Source organism: Bacillus cereus group sp. BcHK124 (genome assembly GCF_027712065.1).
In the GTDB taxonomy this organism is placed as follows: Bacteria; Bacillota; Bacilli; order Bacillales; family Bacillaceae_G; genus Bacillus_A; species Bacillus_A pacificus.
The window spans coordinates 58490-79765 of sequence record NZ_JAQFPJ010000012.1 but is presented as its reverse complement, the minus strand read 5'-3'; the positions used below and the strand labels follow the sequence as shown (position 1 = coordinate 79765).

Genomic DNA, 21276 nt, shown 5'->3' with positions numbered 1-21276 from the left:
TTCGAATAGAAAAGGAAGGATTTAAATGTCTAGTAAAGATAAAAACTTAACCCCTGTACAACAGGAATATAAAAAATTCGAGCAAGAACGCGAACCGAAGCGTCCTGTCTTAAAAAACTGTATAAAAGCCTTTTTCGTTGGTGGTTTCATTTGCCTAATTGGGCAACTCATTTCTACTTTTTATATTACGTATTTCGATTTCACTGAACGCTCAGCAGGGAATCCAACAGTAGCAACTCTTATTTTCATCTCGATGTTACTAACTGGGTTCGGCGTATATGATCGTCTCGGTCAATTTGCAGGTGCTGGGACAGCTGTACCTGTCACTGGATTTGGTAACTCTGTTGTCGCCGCATGTATCGAACACCGGACGGAAGGGTTTGTCCTTGGCGTTGGCGGTAACATGTTCAAATTAGCCGGATCCGTTATTTTATTTGGTGTATTTTCAGCTTTCGTCATCGCACTTATTAAAACGATTCTCGTTCAATGGGGAGGGCTATAAATGTTACAAGGACACCGAACGTGGGTATTTGAAAACAAACCAGTTATCATTTCAACTGGAGTCGTTGGCGGACCGTTTGAAGCAAAAGGGAAAATCCCCGAAGACTTCGATATCCTTCATGAAGATTTATGGCTCGGACAAGATTCCTATGAAAAAGCACATAAAATTTTGTTCGAAGAAGCTTGTAGCCGCGCCACTGAAAAAGCAGAACTTCGTAAAGACGATATTCAATTTGTACTCGCAGGAGATTTAATTAATCAAATTACCCCTACAAGCTTTGCTTGCCGTACACTGGGCACTCCTTATCTCGGACTATTCGGCGCTTGTTCTACTTCTATGGAAGGTTTAGCACTTGGGGCGAGTATCGTAAATGCAAAAGGCGCAAAATATTTATTAACTGGGGCATCAAGCCATAACACCGCTGTAGAAAAACAGTTCCGCTACCCTACCGAATATGGTGGACAAAAGCCACCTACCGCACAGTGGACAGTAACTGGAGCAGGAGCCGCTATTTTAAGCGATACTGGACATGGCCCTAGGGTAACATCCGCAACAATCGGAAAAGTGGTTGATATGGGATTAACAGATCCGTTTAATATGGGAGGCGCAATGGCTCCAGCCGCCGTCGATACAATTGAAGCTCACTTACGCGAACGTCAAATTGACGCCTCTTACTACGATTTAATCGTAACCGGTGACCTCGGGCATGTAGGACGTGAAATTGCTTATGACTTACTACATAAACACGGAACGAAAGTAACGAGCGAACAGTTTCAAGATTGCGGGCTACTCATTTATAGAGAAGGGCAACCTGTCATAGCTGGGGCTAGCGGACCAGGATGTTCCGCAACAGTCGTGTACGGTCATTTATTAAACCGAATGAAAAGAGGAGAGTTCAAAAAAATACTTGTCGTTGCGACAGGCGCTTTACTATCTCCACTTACATTCCAACAAGAAGAAACGATTCCGTGCATCGCTCACGCCGTTTCAATTGAATTCGGAGGTGCAACGCAATGATTTTTTTCTGGGCTTTCGTCATTGGCGGACTCATATGTGTAATCGGCCAACTTATGTTTGATGTCGGCAAGCTAACGCCCGCTCATACAATGGCAACACTCGTTGTTGCTGGAGCTATATTAGATGGATTCAATTTGTATGAACCATTAATTGACTTCGCTGGAGCTGGGGCAACCGTACCTATTACAAGCTTTGGTAATGCCCTCGTTCATGGCGCAATGGAAGAAGCCGCAAAACATGGCATCGTTGGCGTTATTACCGGCATGTTTAAAGTAACAAGCGCCGGTGTATCCGCAGCTATTATTTTCGGCTTCATCGGAGCATTGCTATTCAAACCGAAAGGATAAGGTGTTCGTATGACAGTTATCGCTAGCGTCAAAACCTGCCTTGCTAGTGTAAGGGGCGCTCAAGCAACTTTAAGCTCCCTTTCACTACATTCACAGGACGCAGAATCAAAACGTGTATTTCATGAATGTATGTTAGAAATGGACAGCATCATCGCTGATTTACAAAATAGAGTTTCAGTATTAGAACGTGAAGAACCTCAATATAAAGGGTTTTAAGTAGACTGGAGGAAATGACTATGTCTCACCTGCCGGAATGGACACTTGTCATTCTTCGCTCTGTATTCATATTAATTATTTTATTCGCTATTACGAAATGGTTAGGGAAAAGACAAATCTCTCAGCTCTCCTTTTTTGAATACATAGCCGGAATGACAATCGGTGACATCGCTGCCCAAGTATCTACAGGGCTCGATTCAAAATTTTTTCACGGCGTCTTTGCGATACTCATTTTCGCTGTGGTACCTTTTTTAACAGGAATCCTTTCTTTAAAGAACAAAACAGCTCGGGACTTCTTTGAAGGGAAATCTACCGTATTAATAAAAGATGGAAAGATACTCGAAGATAACTTAAAGAAAGAAAAATATACAAGTGACGAATTACTGGAACTTCTCCGTGGAAAAGATGCTTTCAGCGTAGCTGATGTTGAATTTGCTGTACTAGAACCGAGCGGAGAATTAAATGTATTATTAAAGAAAGATCGCCAACCACTCACAGCAAAAGACATCGGTTTAAAAGTAGCAAACGAAAAAGAACCACAAACTGTTATTATGGATGGCAATGTCTTAGATGAACCGCTATCCGCAAGTGGACATAACCGCGCTTGGCTACATGCTGAACTAGAAAAGCTCGGTGTTGTTATCGAAAATGTCTTTCTCGGTCAAGTTGATTCATACGGACAACTGACTATCGACATTTATAATGACAAACTACAAATGCCTTCTCCTCAAAACAAACCTTTATTATTAGCATCATTAAAAAAATGTCATGCTGATCTCGAACTATTTTCCCTAGAAACAAAGTCGAAATCAGCGAGCGAAATGTATAGTAAAAACGCGAAACAAATCGAAAAGATTTTAAATAAAGTAACCTATCTTTTAAAAGAATAGATATCGCAAGAACGCTTCAGTCAAAAGGCGTTCTTTTCTTTTTTTCTACAGTTTTTATAACGTTTAAATTTATGTAATTCGGTTATGATGTTGAAGATACATAAGCAGGGAATTTCAAAAACATAGCGAATATTTCATGGTACAACTACATATTTTTTTGATTTAAAGTGGTTTCGTTTGACCTTTATTGACCATAATTGTATTATAAGACTAAGAAAGCTTTATAAGGAGGAAATAACAGATGAATTTAATTCCTACAGTAATTGAACAAACAAATCGTGGAGAACGCGCTTACGATATTTACTCTCGACTATTAAAAGACCGCATCATTATGCTTGGTAGCGCAATTGATGACAACGTAGCTAACTCAATCGTTTCCCAGCTTTTATTCTTGGAATCTCAAGATCCAGACAAAGATATTCACCTATACATCAATAGTCCAGGTGGTTCTATCACAGCAGGTATGGCAATTTACGATACAATGCAGTTTATTAAACCGCAAGTATCAACAATCTGTATCGGTATGGCTGCATCTATGGGTGCATTCTTACTTGCAGCAGGTGAAAAAGGAAAACGTTATGCACTTCCAAACAGTGAAGTAATGATTCACCAACCACTTGGTGGAGCACAAGGTCAAGCGACTGAAATCGAAATCGCTGCTAAACGTATCCTATTCTTACGTGAAAAACTAAACCAAATTCTTGCTGACCGCACAGGTCAACCACTTGAAGTACTACAACGCGACACAGACCGCGACAACTTCATGACAGCAGAAAAAGCTTTAGAATACGGTTTAATCGATAAGATCTTTACAAATCGTTAATAGATATTTAAGGCGAAAGCGGCTCGTTTAGAATCGCAGGGCGATGGAGCCCCTGATTCTGAGGCGATTTTTGCCTCGAATGAAGGGGCGAAGCGACCGGAGATTCTAGCCGCTGGAGCTGGATAAAATTAAAAGCGGAAGCGGCTCGTTCAGAATCGCAGGGTGTTGGAGCTTTTACATCCGAGGCGCTTTTTGCCTCGAATGTAAAAGCGAAACAACCGGAGATTCTAGCCGCTGGAGCTGGATAGATTAAAAGCAGAAGCGCCCTATAACAGGGCGCTTTTTTTATATGCTGTTCTCCGCCCGCATACCCCACCTAGTATCAGCCGAAATATATCGGCGATTTTTCAAATATATCGACCGTAACTCCAATTATATCGGCGATTATTTTAATATATCGACGTTTCGACACAACTTATCGACTTACCGACAATTCTCGACAAGTACACACACCCCACATACCCCCCACCAACAAGCCCCAAACAACAAAAAAGCTATCGCACATACGCGATAGCTTCTTATTGTACATATGCAGCTAATGCTTCTAAAGCTTCTTCTGCATCTGAACCTTCTGTTGTAATTGTTATCATGCTACCAGTTCCAATTGCTAAGCTCATAATCCCCATTATGCTCTTTGCATTTACTGTCTTCCCATCTTTTTCGATGAAAATATCTGCATGAAAGCGATTGGCTTCTTGTACAAACAACGCAGCCGGACGTGCTTGTAAACCGTTTTTTAATGAAACCTGAACTCTTTTTTGAACCACAGCTCCATTTCCCCTTTAACCTCTTATTTTTTTGCTACCGTTTCCCCCGCGCGTAATTTCTCTGCAATATCATCAATTTTACGCAAACGATGATTAATACCCGATTTACTAATTTTCCCCCCGGATACCATCTCACCTAACTCTTTCAATGTTACATCTTGATAATCTCTTCGTAGTTGCGCAATTTCTCGTAGTTTATCCGGCAATATATCAAGACCAACCGTCTCATCAATATAGCGGATATTTTCAATCTGCCTTAGCGCTGCACCAATTGTTTTATTTAAATTAGCTGTTTCGCAGTTCACTAAGCGATTTACAGAATTACGCATATCACGTACGATTCGAATGTCTTCAAATCTTAAAAGTGCATTATGAGCACCTATAATATTTAAAAACTCTGTAATCTTTTCTGCTTCTTTCAAATACGTAATGTACCCTTTTCTTCTTTCCAACGTCTTACTATTTAAATCAAATCCGTTCATCAGTTCACATATAGCATCATTATGTTCCTTATATAACGAAAAGATCTCTAAATGATAAGATGATGTTTCTGGGTTATTTACTGAACCACCTGCTAAAAATGCACCGCGTAAATACGATCGTTTACAACATTTCTTCTCAATTAATTCTTGTGATATATTTCGAATAAATGAAAAGTCGTCTCGAACGATATGAAGATCAGCTAATATTTCGCGCGACTTCTCAACAAGCCTTACGATATATACATTGTTTTTCTTCAATCGCATTTTTTTACGAACAAGTAATTCTACCGTCACGTCATATCCTTTTTTCAAAAGCGTATAAATCCTTCTTGCAATTGCCGCATTTTCCGTTTGAATATCGATTGATAGACGACGATTTGAAAAAGAAAGCGATCCGTTCATGCGAAGTAACGCTGATAATTCTGCTTTCTCACAGCATTCCTTCATCTCCAGATTCGTCAACTCTTTCTTTGTTTCTGATGCAAATGACACAGTCAACACCTCCTTATACGATTATTGTGGAACAAAAATCTTGTCCTATATGAAATGAGGAGCGTTACCTCAAACGAGGCAACGCACATCTACAACAGTGAATATAAAATAGAAGCTAGTTTTAATGTATCGTGTCTTACAACACGGTCATCATACTTCGCTAATTGATCTTGAATCACATTAATATTGTTTTCAGTAAAACGCTCTTCATCTACTACAACTGGCACCGACATTTCTTCCTCATATAACTGACGTAATTCACAAGGAATATCACGGTTATTTACAATTGCAGTATCGATAAATGGTTCACCTAAATGATCATGTAACGCCTGCACATGGTCAAACGCAGTATATCCCATCGTTTCACCAGCTTGCGTCATAACATTACACACATATACCTTCTTCGCTTTTGCAGCAAGAACAGCGTCCCCAATTTTGTTAACAACTAAATTCGGTAATATACTCGTATACAAACTTCCTGGACCGAAAACAAGTAAATCAGCTCGTTTAATTTCAGTCAACGTTTCATGTAACGGCTCTACATCTTCTGGAGTTAAAAAGACACGGTTAATTTTCTTTCCGAAATAAGGAATCTTTGATTCACCTGTTACAATTTCTCCGTCTTCTAGTTCCGCATGTAGTACTGCACTTTGATTCGCTGCTGGTAATACACGTCCTCTAACATTTAAAACTTTACTCGTTTCTGTAATAGCATGGAAGAAGTCTCCTGTAATCGAGGTCATACCTGCCAATAATAAATTTCCTAACGCATGACCTTTCAGCCCATCTCCCGTTGTGAAACGATGCTGAAATAAAGCTTCCACCAGTGGCTCTACATCTGATAACGCAACAAGTACGTTACGAATGTCACCTGGGGGTGGAATTTCTAGCTCATCACGTAATCTACCTGAACTGCCACCATCATCAGCGATTGTAACAACTGCTGTAATATCAACCGGATATTGTTTTAATCCTCGTAATAAAACAGAAAGTCCCGTTCCGCCTCCCATGATAACAATTTTAGGTTTTCTCTCTTTTTTCATCCCTTAATGACCCTTTCTCTTCTCCACATCACGATGAGATACATGAACGCTATACTCTGGTTTCAGATGTTTCCCAAGGTATTCTGTAAGCGTAACAGAACGATGCTGTCCACCTGTACATCCAATTGCAATTACAAGTTGACTCTTGCCTTCTCTTTTATAATGAGGCAGCATGAAAGTGATAAGATCAGTCAATTTCTCTAAAAACTTATGCGTCTCATTAAATTTCAGCACATACGATGAAACTTCTTCATCTAGTCCTGTTAATGGCTTCATATGTGGAATGTAATATGGATTTGGTAAAAAACGAACATCAAATACTAAATCTGCATCAATTGGAATACCGTACTTAAATCCAAATGACATAACATTTACACGAAATGCTTGCTCAGTTTCAGTTGAAAATAGGTGAACAATTTTTTCACGTAATTCTTTCGGTTTTAAATCCGATGTATCAAGCACAATATTAGCGCGTGCCTTCATATCTGTTAATAAATTACGCTCTGCTTCGATTCCCTTTAACGGCAGACCAGTTGGTGCAAGTGGATGCGAGCGTCTCGTTTCTTTATAACGAGTTACAAGCGTGCTATCTTTCGCATCTAAGAATAAAATATGAGGAATAATCCATGTACGTTCTGATAAATCATCAAGCGCTTCCCATAAATGTTCGAAAAACTCTCGGCCACGTAAATCAATACCAAGTGCTACCTTATTCATTTTTCCTTTTGAATCCGCCATAAGCTCAATAAACTTCGGCAATAACATCGGTGGTAAATTATCCACACAGAAATATCCTAAATCTTCAAAACTTTGTAAAGCTACTGTCTTTCCAGCTCCAGACATTCCTGTAATAATTACCATTTTTATATCATTATTCTCTGTCATCGTATCCTCTCCTTGACGGTTTAACTCGGATCTAATCGATATGAAAGCAACTCAAAATCTGGGGTATATACAAATGTACCGTAGATTATGCCATTTCCTTTAATTAAATAATCAATAATGTGATAATCTCCTGGTGCCATTGCTAAATCATCAATTTTATCAAATGTATGCCAACCAATGATGCCTTCTTCGCTCTCTAGTTTGTTTTCTCCTGCAAAATCTGTCGCTAAAAAGGAGAACATCATCCATTCAGAAACAACTTTATCACCTTCTTGGATGACAAAGGTGAAGACCCCCTTTAACGCTGGGTTCTTTAAATAAATACCTGTTTCTTCACGATACTCGCGAACAACGGAATCTCTTACAGTCTCACCACGCTCCATTTTCCCGCCTGGTGCAACCCACCAATTCCGGCGAGGTTTTTGGAGTAAGAGTACTTCATTATCTCTAATTAACACACAGTTTGTCACTCTTTGCATGTTTCTTCACCTCAGCTACTTGCAGCAAATTTCTCACTGCATACTCATTTCATTATACTATCAAAAACAGTTTGCTACAACGAAGGAGCCAGTCCCCCTTTCGCTAAGCACTGCTACTCAACAATTTTAAAAAAGCTTTTTATAACAAGCAATGTAAATGCCTGCACTTTCCGTGAATAGCATGAAAAATCCCCTTAACGACTTTTATCGCCAAGGGGACTCCAGCCCTTACTTCTTACCGAAATAAGTAACAATCGCAAATCCTAAAATAAAGGTAATAATTGAACTTATAATTGAAAATCCTCCAGTTGGAATACCAGGGAACACAATTACAATCGAACCGATAACTAGTCCAATAATTGCCGCAAATGTCATACTTTTATATCGATCTAATAAGAAGCTAATTCCTTTACTACTTACAACGAACCCTACCATAACACCAGCACCAATAACTGCGATTAAAGGTAAGTTGAGTGTAGTTAAAGCATTAATTGCTGTCGGATACACACCAATAATTAATAAAATAAACGATCCGCTAATTCCAGGAAGCAACATAGCCATACTAGCCATCCATCCTGCGAAAAATAAACCAATTGCATTTAAAATTGTTAACGTTGTAATTGGGTCTGCTGTCTTATCTGGTTTAAAGAAAGCTGTAATCGCAACAAGAATTGCTGCAACTATTAATAAAACAATGTGCTTACCTTTAAACGATGACTTTGCATCAGCTTCTCTCATTAACATCGGTAATATACTAATAATTAAACCGAGGAAGAAAAATTGAGTCGGTTCATAATGATTTGCAAGTAAATATTTAATAACGTGACTTAACGTTAAAAACGCTGCTGCCACACCAGCTGCAAGTGGAATTAAAAATCCTAAATGTTTTTTCCATTCACGACTAAAGAATCCGCTAATTGCCGCAAGCAATTGTTCATAAATCCCTAACACAACAGCGATTGTACCGCCGCTCACACCAGGAATTAAATCACTAACGCCCATACAAAATCCACGATATATATTACGCCATTCCATATTGAATAAATTCCTCATTTCTTATAGTGATTTTTTCCGTAAAGTCCAGTATATCAATAAGAAAGCTTATAATCCCAATATTTTTTGACAAAACTTTGACATTTTCACACAAAAAAAGAAGAAAGCTCCTATCGGTAGCTTTCTTCTCAAAAGGTATATTATCCCTTATTTTTCTGATACAGTTTTTAGTTCTTCTAATAATTCTTCTACGTAATGTTGTGCACTTTGTGCTGCAATACTACCATCACCTGTTGCAGTTACAATTTGACGTAGCATTTTTTCACGAACATCACCTGCTGCGAAAATACCAGGAACTTTCGTTTCCATACGCTCGTTTGTTTCAAGGTAACCATTTTCATTTGTAATACCTAGTTCAACAAATGGTTTTGATAGTGGTAACATACCGATGTATACGAATACGCCGTCAGTTTTGACTTCCTTCTCTTCTCCACTGTTTACATCTACAAGTGTTACACTTCCTACTTTACCATTTGCTTCGTTAATTTCTTTTATCGTGTGGTTCCAAATGAAGTCTACCTTTTCGTTTTGGAAAGCACGATCTTGTAAAATTTTCTGTGCACGAAGCGTATCACGACGGTGAACGATCGTTACTTTTGATGCGAAGCGTGTTAAGAACACACCCTCTTCAACAGCAGAATCTCCGCCGCCAATAACTACAAGTTCTTTACCTTTAAAGAATGCGCCATCACATACCGCACAATATGATACACCGCGGCCGCCAAGTTCTGTTTCACCTGGTACACCAATTTTTTTATACTCTGCACCACTTGCAACGATAATTGCACGTGCTTTATATTCTTTTTTACCAGCAATAATTGTTTTGTATTCTTTACCATCGATGACTTCTTTCACATCACCGTATGCATATTCAGCACCAAATTTCTTCGCATGCTCGAACATTTTATTTGATAAGTCTGGTCCTAAAATAGACTCATAACCTGGGTAGTTTTCTACATCTTCTGTATTTGCCATTTGTCCGCCTGGAATACCACGCTCAAGCATTAATGTGCTTAAATTCGCACGAGATGTATATACTGCAGCTGTCATACCAGCTGGTCCTGCACCAATAATAATGACATCATAAATTTTTTCTTCCGACACACTATTCACTCCTATCCATTCCTACACAATTAAGTTACCCTCATTATACTGTTCGCATCATTTTTTTCCCAATGATTTGCTTATCTATGTGTGCGTACGCTTAACAGCTTGCACATACTTTCGAACAGTCGCTACAGATACATTATACACATCTCCGAGCTCCGACTGTGTCATCTTATTTCCTTGTTCACTGCGTACGATATATTCAACCGCAGCTGACCAGCCGTATACATTTGTAAAAACTGCCCCAGATGTATATAAACGTATGAACGTACAAAACCAAAATTGTAAACACTCTTCGATTAATTCATCATCTTTTTTCGTATAATTGTATAAAGCATCCGCGATTCGCGCGCACTGTTCAAATTGCTGTAAATCAGCTGGAATACTCTTATGGCTATTCAGTAAAAAGAAATACTTTGCAAGTTGCGATACGATCGGAACACCATTCTTCGCCTGCGTTACATCAAAGAAGAATCCAACCTTCTCTGGCGTTGATAATTCATTCATTAAATATAAAGCTAGCATTTGTTCCTCTAGCGTCGCACTTTGCTGAAATGATTTTCGTAATTCTTCAAATAACACGCTTTGTCCTTCATCCGCTAAATTCAATGCATTCCACGGTTCTTTTCCCTTTTTATCAGGGTGCAATTCTACAACATGTTGCCACATTTTTTCAGCTACTTGCTGATCTTTTACCATATACGCAGAATATGCAAACCAATAATAAAAACTAACGTCTCCCTCGTATCCTTGACGCTTTAATAATTTGAACCATTTATATGCAGGCTCGAAATGACCAATTGTTGCAAGTGTCGTCCCAAGTTTCAAACGATGTTCAAACGAAATCGGATATACCGAAACTAACTGAGCAGCTAACGCCTCTACTTGTTTATGCTCTCCAATTGAATATAGAAAAATAAGTGTATTACAAAGCGCATGTATATTACCAGGATTTTTCTCTAAAATCATTTCCGTTAATTTCAGCGCCTTATCTACATTACCAGATTGAAAATGCGCAATGGCTAAATTATTATGCCCCGACCAAAATTCCGGATAATCTTTCGTAACAATTTCTAATGTAGCAATTGCTTCTTCCAATTGTCCGTTACGAATATAACGATTGGCTTCTTCCTGCATAACAATTAAATCATCTTCATCCTCAATCTCTTCCGCACCCATCGCTTCTTCTTCCATAATTTCAAGTAATTCTAATGTATCTTCAACAAATTCCTTCTCTTCTGCAACTTCTAAATAGCGATCCGCATACTTCTTCGCCTGCTGAAATAGCCCCATATATGCATAATTATTTGCAATAAAATAATAACACTGTTCAAGTTCTGGATTAGATCTAACAAGCTTAAAGAAGGTTTGATTTGACTCTTGATATTCACCAGCCTCAGATAATACTGTTGCTAATTGACATAAAATAAACGGCTCCTTCTCACTTTGTGCCGCTCTTCGAAAATATTTAATTGCATCTTGCAATTTTTGTCCTTTGTAAGCCCTCATCCCTTTTTTATAAAAGAAGTCCGCTAATTGATTAAAAGAGATAACTTGTCCGTTCTCCTTATATATTCTTTGATTTTTCCCCATATATCCTCCAGTTTTTTGTTTTCTTCGTTCACACATTCTTCTATCTATAAGTATAAACGATTCCGTAAAAAACAAAACAGTATATTATACTCAATTATTTCCTTTTTATTCATTAAAAAAGAAGAGAAATGTTACATTTTTAGCATCAACCTTCTCTAGCATCCATTTCTTCTTTTGTATAAATAACACGCATTGGATTTCCACCTACGAAAGCACCGCTTGGTACATCTTTATGAACGAGTGTGCCAGCTGAAACAATCGCACCATCTCCAATTTTCACACCTGGTAATATAGTCGTATTCGCTCCAATCATCACTTCATTTCCTATAACGATCTCTCCAAGTCGATATTCTCGAATTAAATATTCATGTGCTAAAAGCGTTGTATTATAGCCTATAATCGAATTTTCTCCCACAGTTATCTTTTCCGGGAACATAATGTCTGGCATTACCATAAGCGCAAACGAGGTTTTCTTTCCTACTTTCATCCGCAAAAATGTGCGGTATAACCAATTCTTGACCGATAAAAAAGGTGTATAACGTGCAATTTGGATAATCATAAAGTTTTTCATTACCTTCCAAAAAGACACTGTTTTATACACATTCCATAATGAATTCTCTCCTGAAACAGGATAGCGCGTTGTCCGTCGCACTTCACTCGCTCCTCTACTTATCTTTACGAACGATTCATGTCGGACAAAATCGGCAATAAATCACTCATTTTATCTAGCATAAAGTCTGGCTTGTAAGCCTCTAAATACGCTCTCCCTTTCAACGTCCATGAAACCGCAGCTGTTTTCGTACCCGCATTTTGTCCGCCAACAATATCATGATGATTATCCCCAACCATCAATGCTTCTTCCGGTTTCGCATCTAATAACTGAAGCGCTTTTTGAAGTGGCTCTGGATGTGGTTTCACATGCTCGACATCATCAATCGTCACAACAACATCAAAAAACTCATCAAGCTTTGAAAACTTTAATCCCATTTCAACGGTTTGTCTCGCTTTCGTTGTAACAATACCAACCTTATAGCCTTGCTTTTTCAACTCTTGAACTGTTTCATATACAGTTTCATATTCTTCTACTAATTCATCATGATGATCATGGTTAAATTGACGATAGCTTGTAATTAACTCTTCAACCTTACTTTCATCAATCTTGCTGAAAGTATCATGTAAAGATGGACCGATAAATGGCAATACATCTTCACGCTTATATTGATTTGGATAATATGTATGTAAAGTATGTAAAAAAGAAGAAATAATAAGTTCATTTGTATTAATTAACGTTCCATCTAAATCAAATAACACTGTATTTATTTTCATTGCCTTAGTCCTTTCTCTTTCCTGAATATGAAAGAAGCAGCATCTTACAATAAGATGCTACTTTTCTCTAATTTTCTAAATATCTTTTATCAGCTTGCCCCATTTTTCGTCTCACAATAATGAAAATAACAGAAATAACAACAAGTCCAATTGACATTACTTGTGCAATACGAAGTGGCCCTAGCATTAAACTATCTGTACGTAACCCTTCTACGAAGAATCGTCCTATTGAATACCAAATTAAATATGTGAAGAATAACTCCCCGCGTCGTAAATTCACTTTTCGTAATGCAAGTAATAGAATTACCCCTGCAAAATTCCATAATGATTCATATAAAAACGTCGGGTGATAGTAAACACCATCAATATACATTTGATTAATAATGAAATCCGGTAAATGAAGGCCTTCTAAAAACTGTCTCGTTACCTCATCACCATGTGCCTCTTGGTTCATAAAGTTTCCCCATCGGCCAATTGCTTGTCCTAGTAAAATACTTGGCGCAGCAATATCCGCCAACTTCCAGAATGAAACTCCGCGGCGTTTCGCAAAAAGAATCCCTGTAATAACAGCCCCGATTAAGCCACCATGAATCGCCAAGCCACCTTGACGAATATTAATAATTTGACTCGGGTTTTGCGCGTAATATTCCCATTCAAAAATAACATAGTACATTCTCGCAAATAGAATAGCGATCGGTACTGCAATTAATACAAGGTCAACAAATGTATCTTTTGGAATACCTAGCCTTTCTCCTTCGCGAGTTGCTAGCCAAAGACCTAATAGCACACCTGTACCGATAATAATCCCGTACCAATAAACAGGAAACGGTCCAAGTTGGATAGCTACGCGGTCAAGCTGTGGTACAGAACCTAACAGCATATGTATGACCTCCCTCTCCAATGTTTACTCCTGATTTCCTAACTCAATCGCACTCATTAATCGTTCTGAGAACTGCTGTGCTGCATTGACTCCCATACGTTTTAAACGGAAGTTCATCGCTGCCACTTCAATAATAACAGCTAAGTTTCGACCAGGACGAACTGGAAGTGTAATCTTCGTAAGTTCTGTATCAATAATCTTCATCTTCTCTTCATCAAGACCTAAGCGATCATAATTTTTCTTTTGATCCCAAATTTCAAGATTAATAACAAGTGTAATACGCTTATAATTTCGCACTGCCCCTGCACCGAATAACGTCATAACGTTAATAATGCCTAGACCACGAATTTCTAATAAATGCTCAATTAAATCTGGCGAACTTCCAACTAACATGTCTTCATCTTCTTGGCGAATTTCTACACTATCATCCGCAACAAGGCGATGACCACGTTTTACAAGCTCAAGAGCTGTCTCACTTTTACCGACACCACTTTGTCCTGTAATTAAAACACCAACGCCGTAAATATCAACTAACACACCGTGTACAGCTGTTGTTGGTGCTAACTTACCTTCTAAATAATTTGTTAAACGACTTGATAATCTCGTTGTCGTTTGAGAAGAGCGTAATAAAGGCATGCCTGATTCACGCGATGCTTGCAGCAACTCATCTGGTACATCTTGATTACGAGTTACAATAATACATGGCGTCTCCTCAGTACAAAGCGCTTTCATTCTCTCTTGTTTTTGCTCTGACGTTAACGTGTCAAAGAACGTAAGCTCCGTCTTTCCAAGAAGCTGCACGCGATCAGCTGGATAATATGTAAAAAATCCTGCCATTTCAATACCAGGTCGTGATAAATCACTTGTATCAATCGGACGATGAATTCCTTCTTCACCACTTATTAACTCCAATTGAAATTGTTCAATTAAATCCTTTGTCCTTACTTTCGGCATATGTATAAACCTCCACTCCGCTGCGGGTTCAGTCTCATTTGATGTAAAATTCCATTCTACCGGATATTGTACCATTTTTTTCTGGAAACAAGAAATACGGTTTCTAATAAATAGAAAAAAACATTTCATACATATCATGAAATGTTTTTCTTTTTGTCATTTTCTCTTTTTTTCATATAAAGGTTCCACAATTGCCTTTTCAATAATCATATTAAAAATTGAAATACAAATTGCCGCAACGATCGCTACACCGAAACCTGATATATTAAATGCGTCTCCTAATAATGAATCTGCTATTTTTAACGTAATCGCATTAATAACAATTAAGAAGAAACCGAAAGTTACAACAGTAATTGGTAGCGTAATTAAAATTAAAAACGGTTTTACGAACACATTTAAAACAGCCAAAATAATACTCGCAATAATTGCAGTTTGTATATTTGCTACGTAAAACGCGTCTGGTGCAATCCCTTTTAAAAGTCCCGATACAGCGATTAACACAACACTATTTACAAGAAGTGATACAATCCATCTCATTTTCTTACACATCCTTTTAAACATATATCTTTCATCATACGCTAATCAATAATAAACGCAAGCACGATACAAACACTTATATCAATTTATTCGATTCTTCATGCTTGTATACCTACTAACACTTCCTTGCAAAATAAGGGCCATACCATCCATGCTCATGCGTTTTCACAAAAGTCCAAGTGAAATCTTTATCTACAATGTAAATATCGCCTTTATACATATCATCTGTTTCACGTAATATATCATCCATACTTAATACACTTGCATCTTTTATTAATAGTACATCATTACAGTGTTGATAGAAGATGTAGCACTCCTTTTTCACCTCATTATGAAACGCATTTTCTGCTTCTTTCCCCTTTAAGTATTTCTTTTTCTCTTTTCACATTGTGGTTCTATTAAAATAATTATCGTACTATTCCACCGCTATATTTCAATTCATACACCTTTTCATCACCTATGAGAATAATTTCTTTACCTTGAAAACAATCAAGAGTGCCTTCATACTCATTCTTGAAAATATATGTACCTGATTTATAGTAATTTGGACCACGATAGATAGAATTCGTATCAACTGACCTTAATGCTTGGCGAAGAAAGTTATAAATTGGACCCATGATATCCCAATCTGAGTTTGGGTTAGTGACACCACCTGAATAGACCATTGACCAAATGGGACGATTCTCAAACTCTACAGTTTCTTGTCCAATAAAAAAAGCTGAACCAAAATAAATATCTCGATAAAAATAATCACCGCTACTGTACTCAAGTTGTTTCGATCTGTTTAATAACGCCTGAACCGATGCGTCATCTCCCTGAGATGCATATGTCCTTCTTTTCGCTTCTACAATAAATTGGGCAAGTGATTTATGATTAATTGACATAATCCCCCTCCATTACAATTCCATTTTGATACCTTATAAATTTCTTAAAACCCCATCTTCTCCCCCTATACAATAAAAACCGAGCGTCATTTCAACTCGGTTTTTATTACTAAACTTATTGTGATAGCTCTACTTCTTTTATTCTCTCTTTCATTCTTGCTTTATCACGATTTAAAATCTCTTTTAAATACTTACCTGTATACGAGCGCTCTTCTTTCACTACTTGCTCTGGCGTTCCGGAAGCAACGATTTGTCCACCTTTGTCTCCGCCCTCTGGTCCAAGGTCAACGATATAATCCGCTGTTTTAATTACATCTAAATTATGTTCAATTACAAGTACCGTCTCACCGCTCTCAACAAGACGTTGCAACACTTCTAGAAGACGCGCGATATCATGCGCATGTAAACCAGTCGTTGGCTCATCTAAAATGTATAGTGTACGACCTGTAGAACGACGGTGTAATTCAGAAGCTAATTTCACACGCTGTGCTTCACCACCAGATAACGTCGTAGCTGGTTGTCCTAATTTCATATAACCAAGCCCTACATCTACAAGCGTTTGAAGTTTACGCTTAATTTTTGGGATATTAGCGAAGAACTCTACCCCGTCTTCAATCGTCATCCCTAACACTTCAGAAATGTTTTTATCTTTATATTTCACTTCTAACGTTTCACGGTTGTAACGTTTACCGTGACAAACTTCACACGGAACGTATACGTCTGGTAAGAAGTGCATTTCGATTTTAATAATTCCATCACCACGGCACGCTTCACAACGTCCACCTTTTACGTTAAAGCTGAAACGTCCTTTTTGATATCCGCGCACTTTCGCTTCATTCGTTTGAGCAAACACATCACGAATATCATCGAACACACCTGTATAAGTCGCAGGGTTAGAACGTGGTGTACGACCGATTGGCGATTGATCTATATCGATTACTTTATCTAAATGTTCAAGACCTTTAATCTCTTTATGCGTACCTGGCTTCGCTTTCGCTTTATATAACTTTTGCGCTAACGATTTATATAGTACTTCATTAATCATCGTACTTTTACCAGAACCAGATACACCCGTTACCGCTACAAACGTACCAAGCGGGAATGACATTTTCGCGTTCTTTAAATTATTCTCTTTTGCACCGACAATTTCCACTTTTCGTCCGTCACCTTTACGTCTTTCAAGTGGAACTGGAATAAACTCTTTACCGCTTAAATACTTCCCTGTTAGCGAATTCTCATCTTGCATCACTTCAGCTGGTGTACCTGCTGATACGACTTGTCCACCGTGAATACCTGCGCCAGGCCCGATATCAAGTAAATAATCAGCTGCCATCATCGTATCTTCATCATGCTCAACAACAATTAACGTATTACCTAAATCACGCATTTCTTGCAATGTACGAATAAGACGATCGTTATCGCGCTGATGCAAACCGATAGAAGGCTCATCAAGAATGTAAAGTACGCCAGTAAGACGAGAACCAATTTGCGTTGCTAAACGAATACGTTGCGCCTCACCACCTGATAAAGTTCCTGCGGCACGACTTAACGTTAAATAATCTAAACCGACGTTCACTAAGAACCCAACGCGCTCCTGAATTTCTCTTAAAATTAAATGAGCAATTTTTTGTTGTTTCTCTGTTAGCTCCACACTTGAGAAGAATTCCTGTACTTCTTGAACAGAATATTTCGTTACATCAGCAATCGTTTTTCCGCCAACGAAAACAGCTAAACTCTCAGGTTTTAAACGTCCACCTTTACACTTCGGACAAGCTTGTTCTGCCATATACTTTTCCATTTGCTCACGGATGTAATCAGAACTCGTTTCGCGATAACGACGTTCAATATTTGGAATAACACCTTCAAATAAAATCTCATTTTCCTTTACTTGACCAAATTCATTTACATAGCGGAAATAAACTTTCTCTTCACCGCTTCCGTACAACACTTTATCAAATAAATCTTTCGGTATATCTTTTACAGGTACATCCATATCAACACCGTAGTGATTACATACAGATTGTAAAAGCTGTGGGTAATATTGTGAACTTGTCGGCTCCCAAGGCGCAATCGCATGTTCATTTAATGATAAATCCCAGTTCGGAATAACAAGTTCTAAATCTACCTCTAGCTTTGAGCCAAGTCCATCACAAGAAGGACATGCACCGAACGGACTATTGAATGAGAACATACGCGGCTCTAATTCTCCGATTGAAAAACCACAATGCGGACAAGCATGATGCTCACTAAATAGAAGTTCCTCTTCTCCCATAACATCGATTAACACTCGTCCCCCGCCAAGCTTTAATGCACTTTCAAGTGAATCCGCAAGACGGCTTGCGATTCCTTCTTTTACAACAATACGATCTATTACAACTTCAATGGAATGCTTCTTATTTTTATCTAACGTAATATCTTCAGACACATCAAGCATTTCACCATCAACACGTACACGAACATATCCTTGCTTCTTAATGTCTTCAAGTACTTTCACATGTGCACCTTTACGGCCAGAAACGATAGGAGCTAACACTTGTAATTTCGTACGTTCAGGATATTCAAGGACGCGGTCTACCATCTGCTCTACTGTTTGTGATGTAATTTCAATGCCATGATTCGGACAAATTGGCGTACCAATTCGCGCAAATAATAAACGTAAATAATCATAAATCTCCGTTACTGTTCCAACTGTTGAACGTGGATTACGACTCGTCGTTTTTTGATCGATTGAAATTGCTGGTGACAATCCTTCAATCGTATCTACATCCGGTTTATCCATTTGCCCTAAAAACTGGCGTGCATACGCAGATAACGATTCTACGTATCTGCGCTGCCCTTCTGCATAAATCGTATCAAATGCTAATGATGATTTCCCCGAACCAGACAATCCCGTTACAACGACAAGCTGATTTCTCGGAATGGTTACATCAATATTTTTTAAGTTATGTGCTCTAGCACCTTTTACAACGATAAAATCCTTGCTCTTACTCACTCTTTTCACCCTTCCGCTTTTAATTCTAATAGTAAATCTCTTAATTCAGCTGCACGCTCGAAGTCTAACGCTTTTGCTGCTTCTTTCATTTCTGCTTCCATCTTCGCAATTGTCTTTTCACGCTCTTTTTTCGTCATCTTCTTAGCTGGCGTTGCTTCATACGTTTCTGTTTCTTCAGCAGCTGTCGTTGCACGAATTACATCACGCACACCTTTTTGAATCGTTTTCGGCGTAATACCATGCTCTTCATTGTAAGCTTCTTGTATACTACGACGACGCTTCGTTTCTTCAATCGCAATTTCCATCGATCTCGTTATGCGATCTGCGTACATAATAACGCGGCCGTTTTCATTACGTGCTGCACGACCGATTGTTTGAATTAATGAACGTTCTGAACGCAAGAATCCTTCCTTATCAGCATCTAAAATAGCGACAAGTGATACCTCTGGAATATCTAACCCTTCTCGTAATAAGTTAATACCGACAAGAACATCAAACTTACCAAGACGAAGATCCCGAATAATTTCAATGCGTTCTAATGTTTTCACTTCAGAATGCAGGTAATTCACCTTAATTCCTACATCTTTTAAGTAGTCTGTTAAATCCTCTGACATCTTCTTCGTTAAAGTTGTAATTAATACACGTTCATTTTTTGCAATGCGATCTTGAATCTCTCCTAATAAATCGTCAATCTGCCCTTCAATTGGTCGTATATCAATTGGCGGATCTAAAAGCCCTGTTGGACGAATAATTTGTTCTATTACTTCTGGCGACTGCTCTAATTCATATGGTCCTGGCGTTGCTGACACGTAAATAACTTGATTTGTTTTCTCTTCAAACTCATCAAATGTGAGCGGTCTATTATCTAAAGCTGATGGCAGACGGAATCCATGATCCACAAGCACTTGCTTACGCGCTTGGTCCCCGTTATACATCGCTCTTACTTGCGGCACTGATACGTGCGACTCATCCATAACGATTAAGAAATCTTCCGGGAAATAGTCTAATAACGTATACGGCGTTGCCCCTGCTGGACGAAGTGTTAAATGACGGGAATAGTTTTCAATACCTGAACAAAAGCCCATCTCACGCATCATTTCTAAATCATAACGTGTACGCTGCTCTATACGCTGCGCTTCTAACAACTTGCCGTTATCATTTAATTCCTTTAAACGCTCTTCTAGTTCTTTTTCGATATTTTCAATAGCGACCTTCATTTTTTCTTCACGTGTAACGAAGTGAGATGCTGGGAAAATTGCTACATGATCACGTTCTGCTAATACTTCCCCTGTTAACGCATTTACTTCGCGAATACGATCAATTTCATCACCGAAAAACTCAATTCGGATACAATGCTCGTCAAGTGATGCCGGGAAGATTTCAACTACATCTCCGCGCACACGGAATGTACCGCGCTTGAAATCAATATCATTACGTCCATACTGCACATCAACAAGTTCACGAAGCAATTGATTGCGATCCTTCTCCATACCAACTCGAAGTGAAACAACTAACTCGCGGTATTCTTCTGGAGAACCTAAACCATATATGCACGAAACACTCGCAACGATAATTACATCATCCCGTTCAAATAATGCAGACGTTGCCGAGTGACGCAATTTATCAATTTCATCATTAATCTGTGCGTCTTTTTCAATAAACGTATCTGTTTGCGGCACATACGCTTCTGGTTGATAATAATCGTAATAACTAACAAAATATTCAACTGCATTATTTGGGAAAAAGTCCTTCAACTCACTATATAACTGTCCTGCTAACGTTTTATTATGAGCCATGACAAGTGTTGGCTTTTGCACTTCTTTAATGACATTTGAAATCGTAAATGTCTTACCCGTTCCTGTCGCTCCAAGCAACACTTGCTTTTTCTTTCCGCTATTAATTCCCTCTACAAGCTTCTCTATAGCTACCGGCTGATCACCTTGTGGGGAATACGCTGAGACAATTTCAAATTGACGTTCCAAGAAAATCCGACCTCCTCATAAAAAT

At 38.4% G+C, this 21276-nt stretch carries 22 protein-coding genes and 1 pseudogene; 6 read left to right on the top strand and 17 right to left on the bottom strand.

The genetic code is table 11. The features are described 5' to 3' along the window. Nucleotides 1–25: 25 nt before the first annotated feature. The 6 genes from spoVAC to clpP all read left to right on the top strand — a co-directional run bounded on the left by spoVAC (nt 26) and on the right by clpP (nt 3795). Entirely contained in the window at nt 26–502 is a 477-nt protein-coding gene (gene spoVAC / locus PDK19_RS17970; protein ID WP_000095407.1) for a stage V sporulation protein AC, read from the top strand. Then, the gene (gene spoVAD, locus PDK19_RS17965) at nt 503–1519 is read left to right on the top strand and encodes a stage V sporulation protein AD (protein WP_000938952.1); all 1017 of its coding nucleotides are present in this window, start codon (nt 503–505) and stop codon (nt 1517–1519) included. It begins immediately after the preceding gene. Next, nucleotides 1516–1866, top strand: a complete 351-nt coding sequence (spoVAE, locus tag PDK19_RS17960; RefSeq protein ID WP_000575919.1) for a stage V sporulation protein AE — start codon at nt 1516–1518, stop codon at nt 1864–1866. Before spoVAD ends, spoVAE begins: the two co-directional genes overlap by 4 nt. Before the next feature lie 9 nt (nt 1867–1875). Beyond that, the gene (locus PDK19_RS17955) at nt 1876–2082 is read left to right on the top strand and encodes a DUF1657 domain-containing protein (RefSeq protein ID WP_061654108.1); all 207 of its coding nucleotides are present in this window, start codon (nt 1876–1878) and stop codon (nt 2080–2082) included. Nucleotides 2083–2102: 20 nt separating this feature from the next. Further along, nucleotides 2103–2972 carry a DUF421 domain-containing protein gene (locus PDK19_RS17950; RefSeq protein WP_000018909.1) on the top strand — a complete coding sequence of 290 codons (870 nt, stop codon included), beginning with the start codon at nt 2103–2105 and terminating at the stop codon, nt 2970–2972. A gap of 241 nt (nt 2973–3213) precedes the next feature. Further along, on the top strand, nt 3214–3795 hold the full coding sequence (gene clpP, locus PDK19_RS17945; RefSeq protein WP_001049154.1) for an ATP-dependent Clp endopeptidase proteolytic subunit ClpP: 582 nt from the start codon (nt 3214–3216) through the stop codon (nt 3793–3795). A 518-nt stretch (nt 3796–4313) separates the two neighbouring features. On the opposite strand, the gene PDK19_RS17940 is transcribed toward clpP, so the two are convergent. The 17 genes and pseudogenes from PDK19_RS17940 to uvrB all read right to left on the bottom strand — a co-directional run bounded on the left by PDK19_RS17940 (nt 4314) and on the right by uvrB (nt 21251). Further along, the gene (locus PDK19_RS17940; protein ID WP_000250307.1) at nt 4314–4562 is read right to left on the bottom strand and encodes an HPr family phosphocarrier protein; all 249 of its coding nucleotides are present in this window, start codon (nt 4560–4562) and stop codon (nt 4314–4316) included. 23 nt (nt 4563–4585) lie between these two features. Continuing rightward, complete coding sequence (whiA, locus tag PDK19_RS17935; RefSeq protein WP_000006561.1) at nt 4586–5536, bottom strand: DNA-binding protein WhiA; 951 nt, start codon at nt 5534–5536, stop codon at nt 4586–4588. Nucleotides 5537–5625: 89 nt separating this feature from the next. After that, nucleotides 5626–6579 (bottom strand): gluconeogenesis factor YvcK family protein, encoded by a 954-nt coding sequence (locus tag PDK19_RS17930; protein ID WP_000712176.1) that lies wholly within the window; start codon nt 6577–6579, stop codon nt 5626–5628. Between the two features lie 3 nt (nt 6580–6582). Then, the gene (gene rapZ / locus PDK19_RS17925; protein WP_000138457.1) at nt 6583–7464 is read right to left on the bottom strand and encodes an RNase adapter RapZ; all 882 of its coding nucleotides are present in this window, start codon (nt 7462–7464) and stop codon (nt 6583–6585) included. Nucleotides 7465–7484: 20 nt separating this feature from the next. Then, nucleotides 7485–7943, bottom strand: a complete 459-nt coding sequence (locus PDK19_RS17920; protein ID WP_001190080.1) for an NUDIX hydrolase — start codon at nt 7941–7943, stop codon at nt 7485–7487. 228 nt (nt 7944–8171) lie between these two features. Continuing rightward, nucleotides 8172–8978 carry a DUF368 domain-containing protein gene (locus PDK19_RS17915; RefSeq protein ID WP_000455203.1) on the bottom strand — a complete coding sequence of 269 codons (807 nt, stop codon included), beginning with the start codon at nt 8976–8978 and terminating at the stop codon, nt 8172–8174. Nucleotides 8979–9143: 165 nt separating this feature from the next. After that, nucleotides 9144–10100: a thioredoxin-disulfide reductase gene (gene trxB / locus PDK19_RS17910; protein WP_001288072.1), complete on the bottom strand. Its 957-nt coding sequence runs from the start codon at nt 10098–10100 to the stop codon at nt 9144–9146. 84 nt (nt 10101–10184) lie between these two features. Further along, nucleotides 10185–11696 (bottom strand): tetratricopeptide repeat protein, encoded by a 1512-nt coding sequence (locus tag PDK19_RS17905; RefSeq protein WP_000517733.1) that lies wholly within the window; start codon nt 11694–11696, stop codon nt 10185–10187. A gap of 145 nt (nt 11697–11841) precedes the next feature. Next, nucleotides 11842–12348: an acyltransferase gene (locus tag PDK19_RS17900; RefSeq protein ID WP_001255081.1), complete on the bottom strand. Its 507-nt coding sequence runs from the start codon at nt 12346–12348 to the stop codon at nt 11842–11844. 23 nt (nt 12349–12371) lie between these two features. Next, nucleotides 12372–13022 carry a pyrophosphatase PpaX gene (ppaX, locus tag PDK19_RS17895; RefSeq protein ID WP_000700954.1) on the bottom strand — a complete coding sequence of 217 codons (651 nt, stop codon included), beginning with the start codon at nt 13020–13022 and terminating at the stop codon, nt 12372–12374. Between the two features lie 67 nt (nt 13023–13089). Beyond that, entirely contained in the window at nt 13090–13902 is an 813-nt protein-coding gene (gene lgt / locus PDK19_RS17890) for a prolipoprotein diacylglyceryl transferase (protein WP_000924231.1), read from the bottom strand. Between the two features lie 24 nt (nt 13903–13926). Further along, on the bottom strand, nt 13927–14856 hold the full coding sequence (gene hprK, locus PDK19_RS17885) for an HPr(Ser) kinase/phosphatase (protein ID WP_001127250.1): 930 nt from the start codon (nt 14854–14856) through the stop codon (nt 13927–13929). A gap of 156 nt (nt 14857–15012) precedes the next feature. Beyond that, nucleotides 15013–15393, bottom strand: a complete 381-nt coding sequence (locus PDK19_RS17880) for a phage holin family protein (protein WP_001267308.1) — start codon at nt 15391–15393, stop codon at nt 15013–15015. A gap of 115 nt (nt 15394–15508) precedes the next feature. Further along, nucleotides 15509–15772 (bottom strand): annotated as a pseudogene (locus PDK19_RS17875) (DUF4275 family protein); the annotation flags it as partial. Between the two features lie 28 nt (nt 15773–15800). Further along, nucleotides 15801–16277, bottom strand: coding sequence for a DUF5680 domain-containing protein (locus PDK19_RS17870; protein WP_053090662.1), 477 nt, complete (start codon nt 16275–16277; stop codon nt 15801–15803). A 115-nt stretch (nt 16278–16392) separates the two neighbouring features. Continuing rightward, nucleotides 16393–19269 carry an excinuclease ABC subunit UvrA gene (gene uvrA / locus PDK19_RS17865; RefSeq protein WP_000045582.1) on the bottom strand — a complete coding sequence of 959 codons (2877 nt, stop codon included), beginning with the start codon at nt 19267–19269 and terminating at the stop codon, nt 16393–16395. A gap of 5 nt (nt 19270–19274) precedes the next feature. Next, entirely contained in the window at nt 19275–21251 is a 1977-nt protein-coding gene (gene uvrB / locus PDK19_RS17860; protein WP_000441045.1) for an excinuclease ABC subunit B, read from the bottom strand. Between the last annotated feature and the right edge of the window lie 25 nt (nt 21252–21276).

Coding starts and splice junctions, on each gene's coding strand:
- PDK19_RS17920 (WP_001190080.1), bottom strand. CDS start 7,943: ATGCAAAGAGTGACAAACTGTGTGTTAATTAGAGATAATGAAGTACTC.
- spoVAE (WP_000575919.1), top strand. CDS start 1,516: ATGATTTTTTTCTGGGCTTTCGTCATTGGCGGACTCATATGTGTAATC.
- spoVAD (WP_000938952.1), top strand. CDS start 503: ATGTTACAAGGACACCGAACGTGGGTATTTGAAAACAAACCAGTTATC.
- rapZ (WP_000138457.1), bottom strand. CDS start 7,464: ATGACAGAGAATAATGATATAAAAATGGTAATTATTACAGGAATGTCT.
- lgt (WP_000924231.1), bottom strand. CDS start 13,902: ATGCTGTTAGGTTCTGTACCACAGCTTGACCGCGTAGCTATCCAACTT.
- spoVAC (WP_000095407.1), top strand. CDS start 26: ATGTCTAGTAAAGATAAAAACTTAACCCCTGTACAACAGGAATATAAA.
- PDK19_RS17955 (WP_061654108.1), top strand. CDS start 1,876: ATGACAGTTATCGCTAGCGTCAAAACCTGCCTTGCTAGTGTAAGGGGC.
- PDK19_RS17880 (WP_001267308.1), bottom strand. CDS start 15,393: ATGAGATGGATTGTATCACTTCTTGTAAATAGTGTTGTGTTAATCGCT.
- PDK19_RS17930 (WP_000712176.1), bottom strand. CDS start 6,579: ATGAAAAAAGAGAGAAAACCTAAAATTGTTATCATGGGAGGCGGAACG.
- PDK19_RS17905 (WP_000517733.1), bottom strand. CDS start 11,696: ATGGGGAAAAATCAAAGAATATATAAGGAGAACGGACAAGTTATCTCT.
- ppaX (WP_000700954.1), bottom strand. CDS start 13,022: ATGAAAATAAATACAGTGTTATTTGATTTAGATGGAACGTTAATTAAT.
- clpP (WP_001049154.1), top strand. CDS start 3,214: ATGAATTTAATTCCTACAGTAATTGAACAAACAAATCGTGGAGAACGC.
- PDK19_RS17870 (WP_053090662.1), bottom strand. CDS start 16,277: ATGTCAATTAATCATAAATCACTTGCCCAATTTATTGTAGAAGCGAAA.
- PDK19_RS17950 (WP_000018909.1), top strand. CDS start 2,103: ATGTCTCACCTGCCGGAATGGACACTTGTCATTCTTCGCTCTGTATTC.
- hprK (WP_001127250.1), bottom strand. CDS start 14,856: ATGCCGAAAGTAAGGACAAAGGATTTAATTGAACAATTTCAATTGGAG.
- PDK19_RS17915 (WP_000455203.1), bottom strand. CDS start 8,978: ATGGAATGGCGTAATATATATCGTGGATTTTGTATGGGCGTTAGTGAT.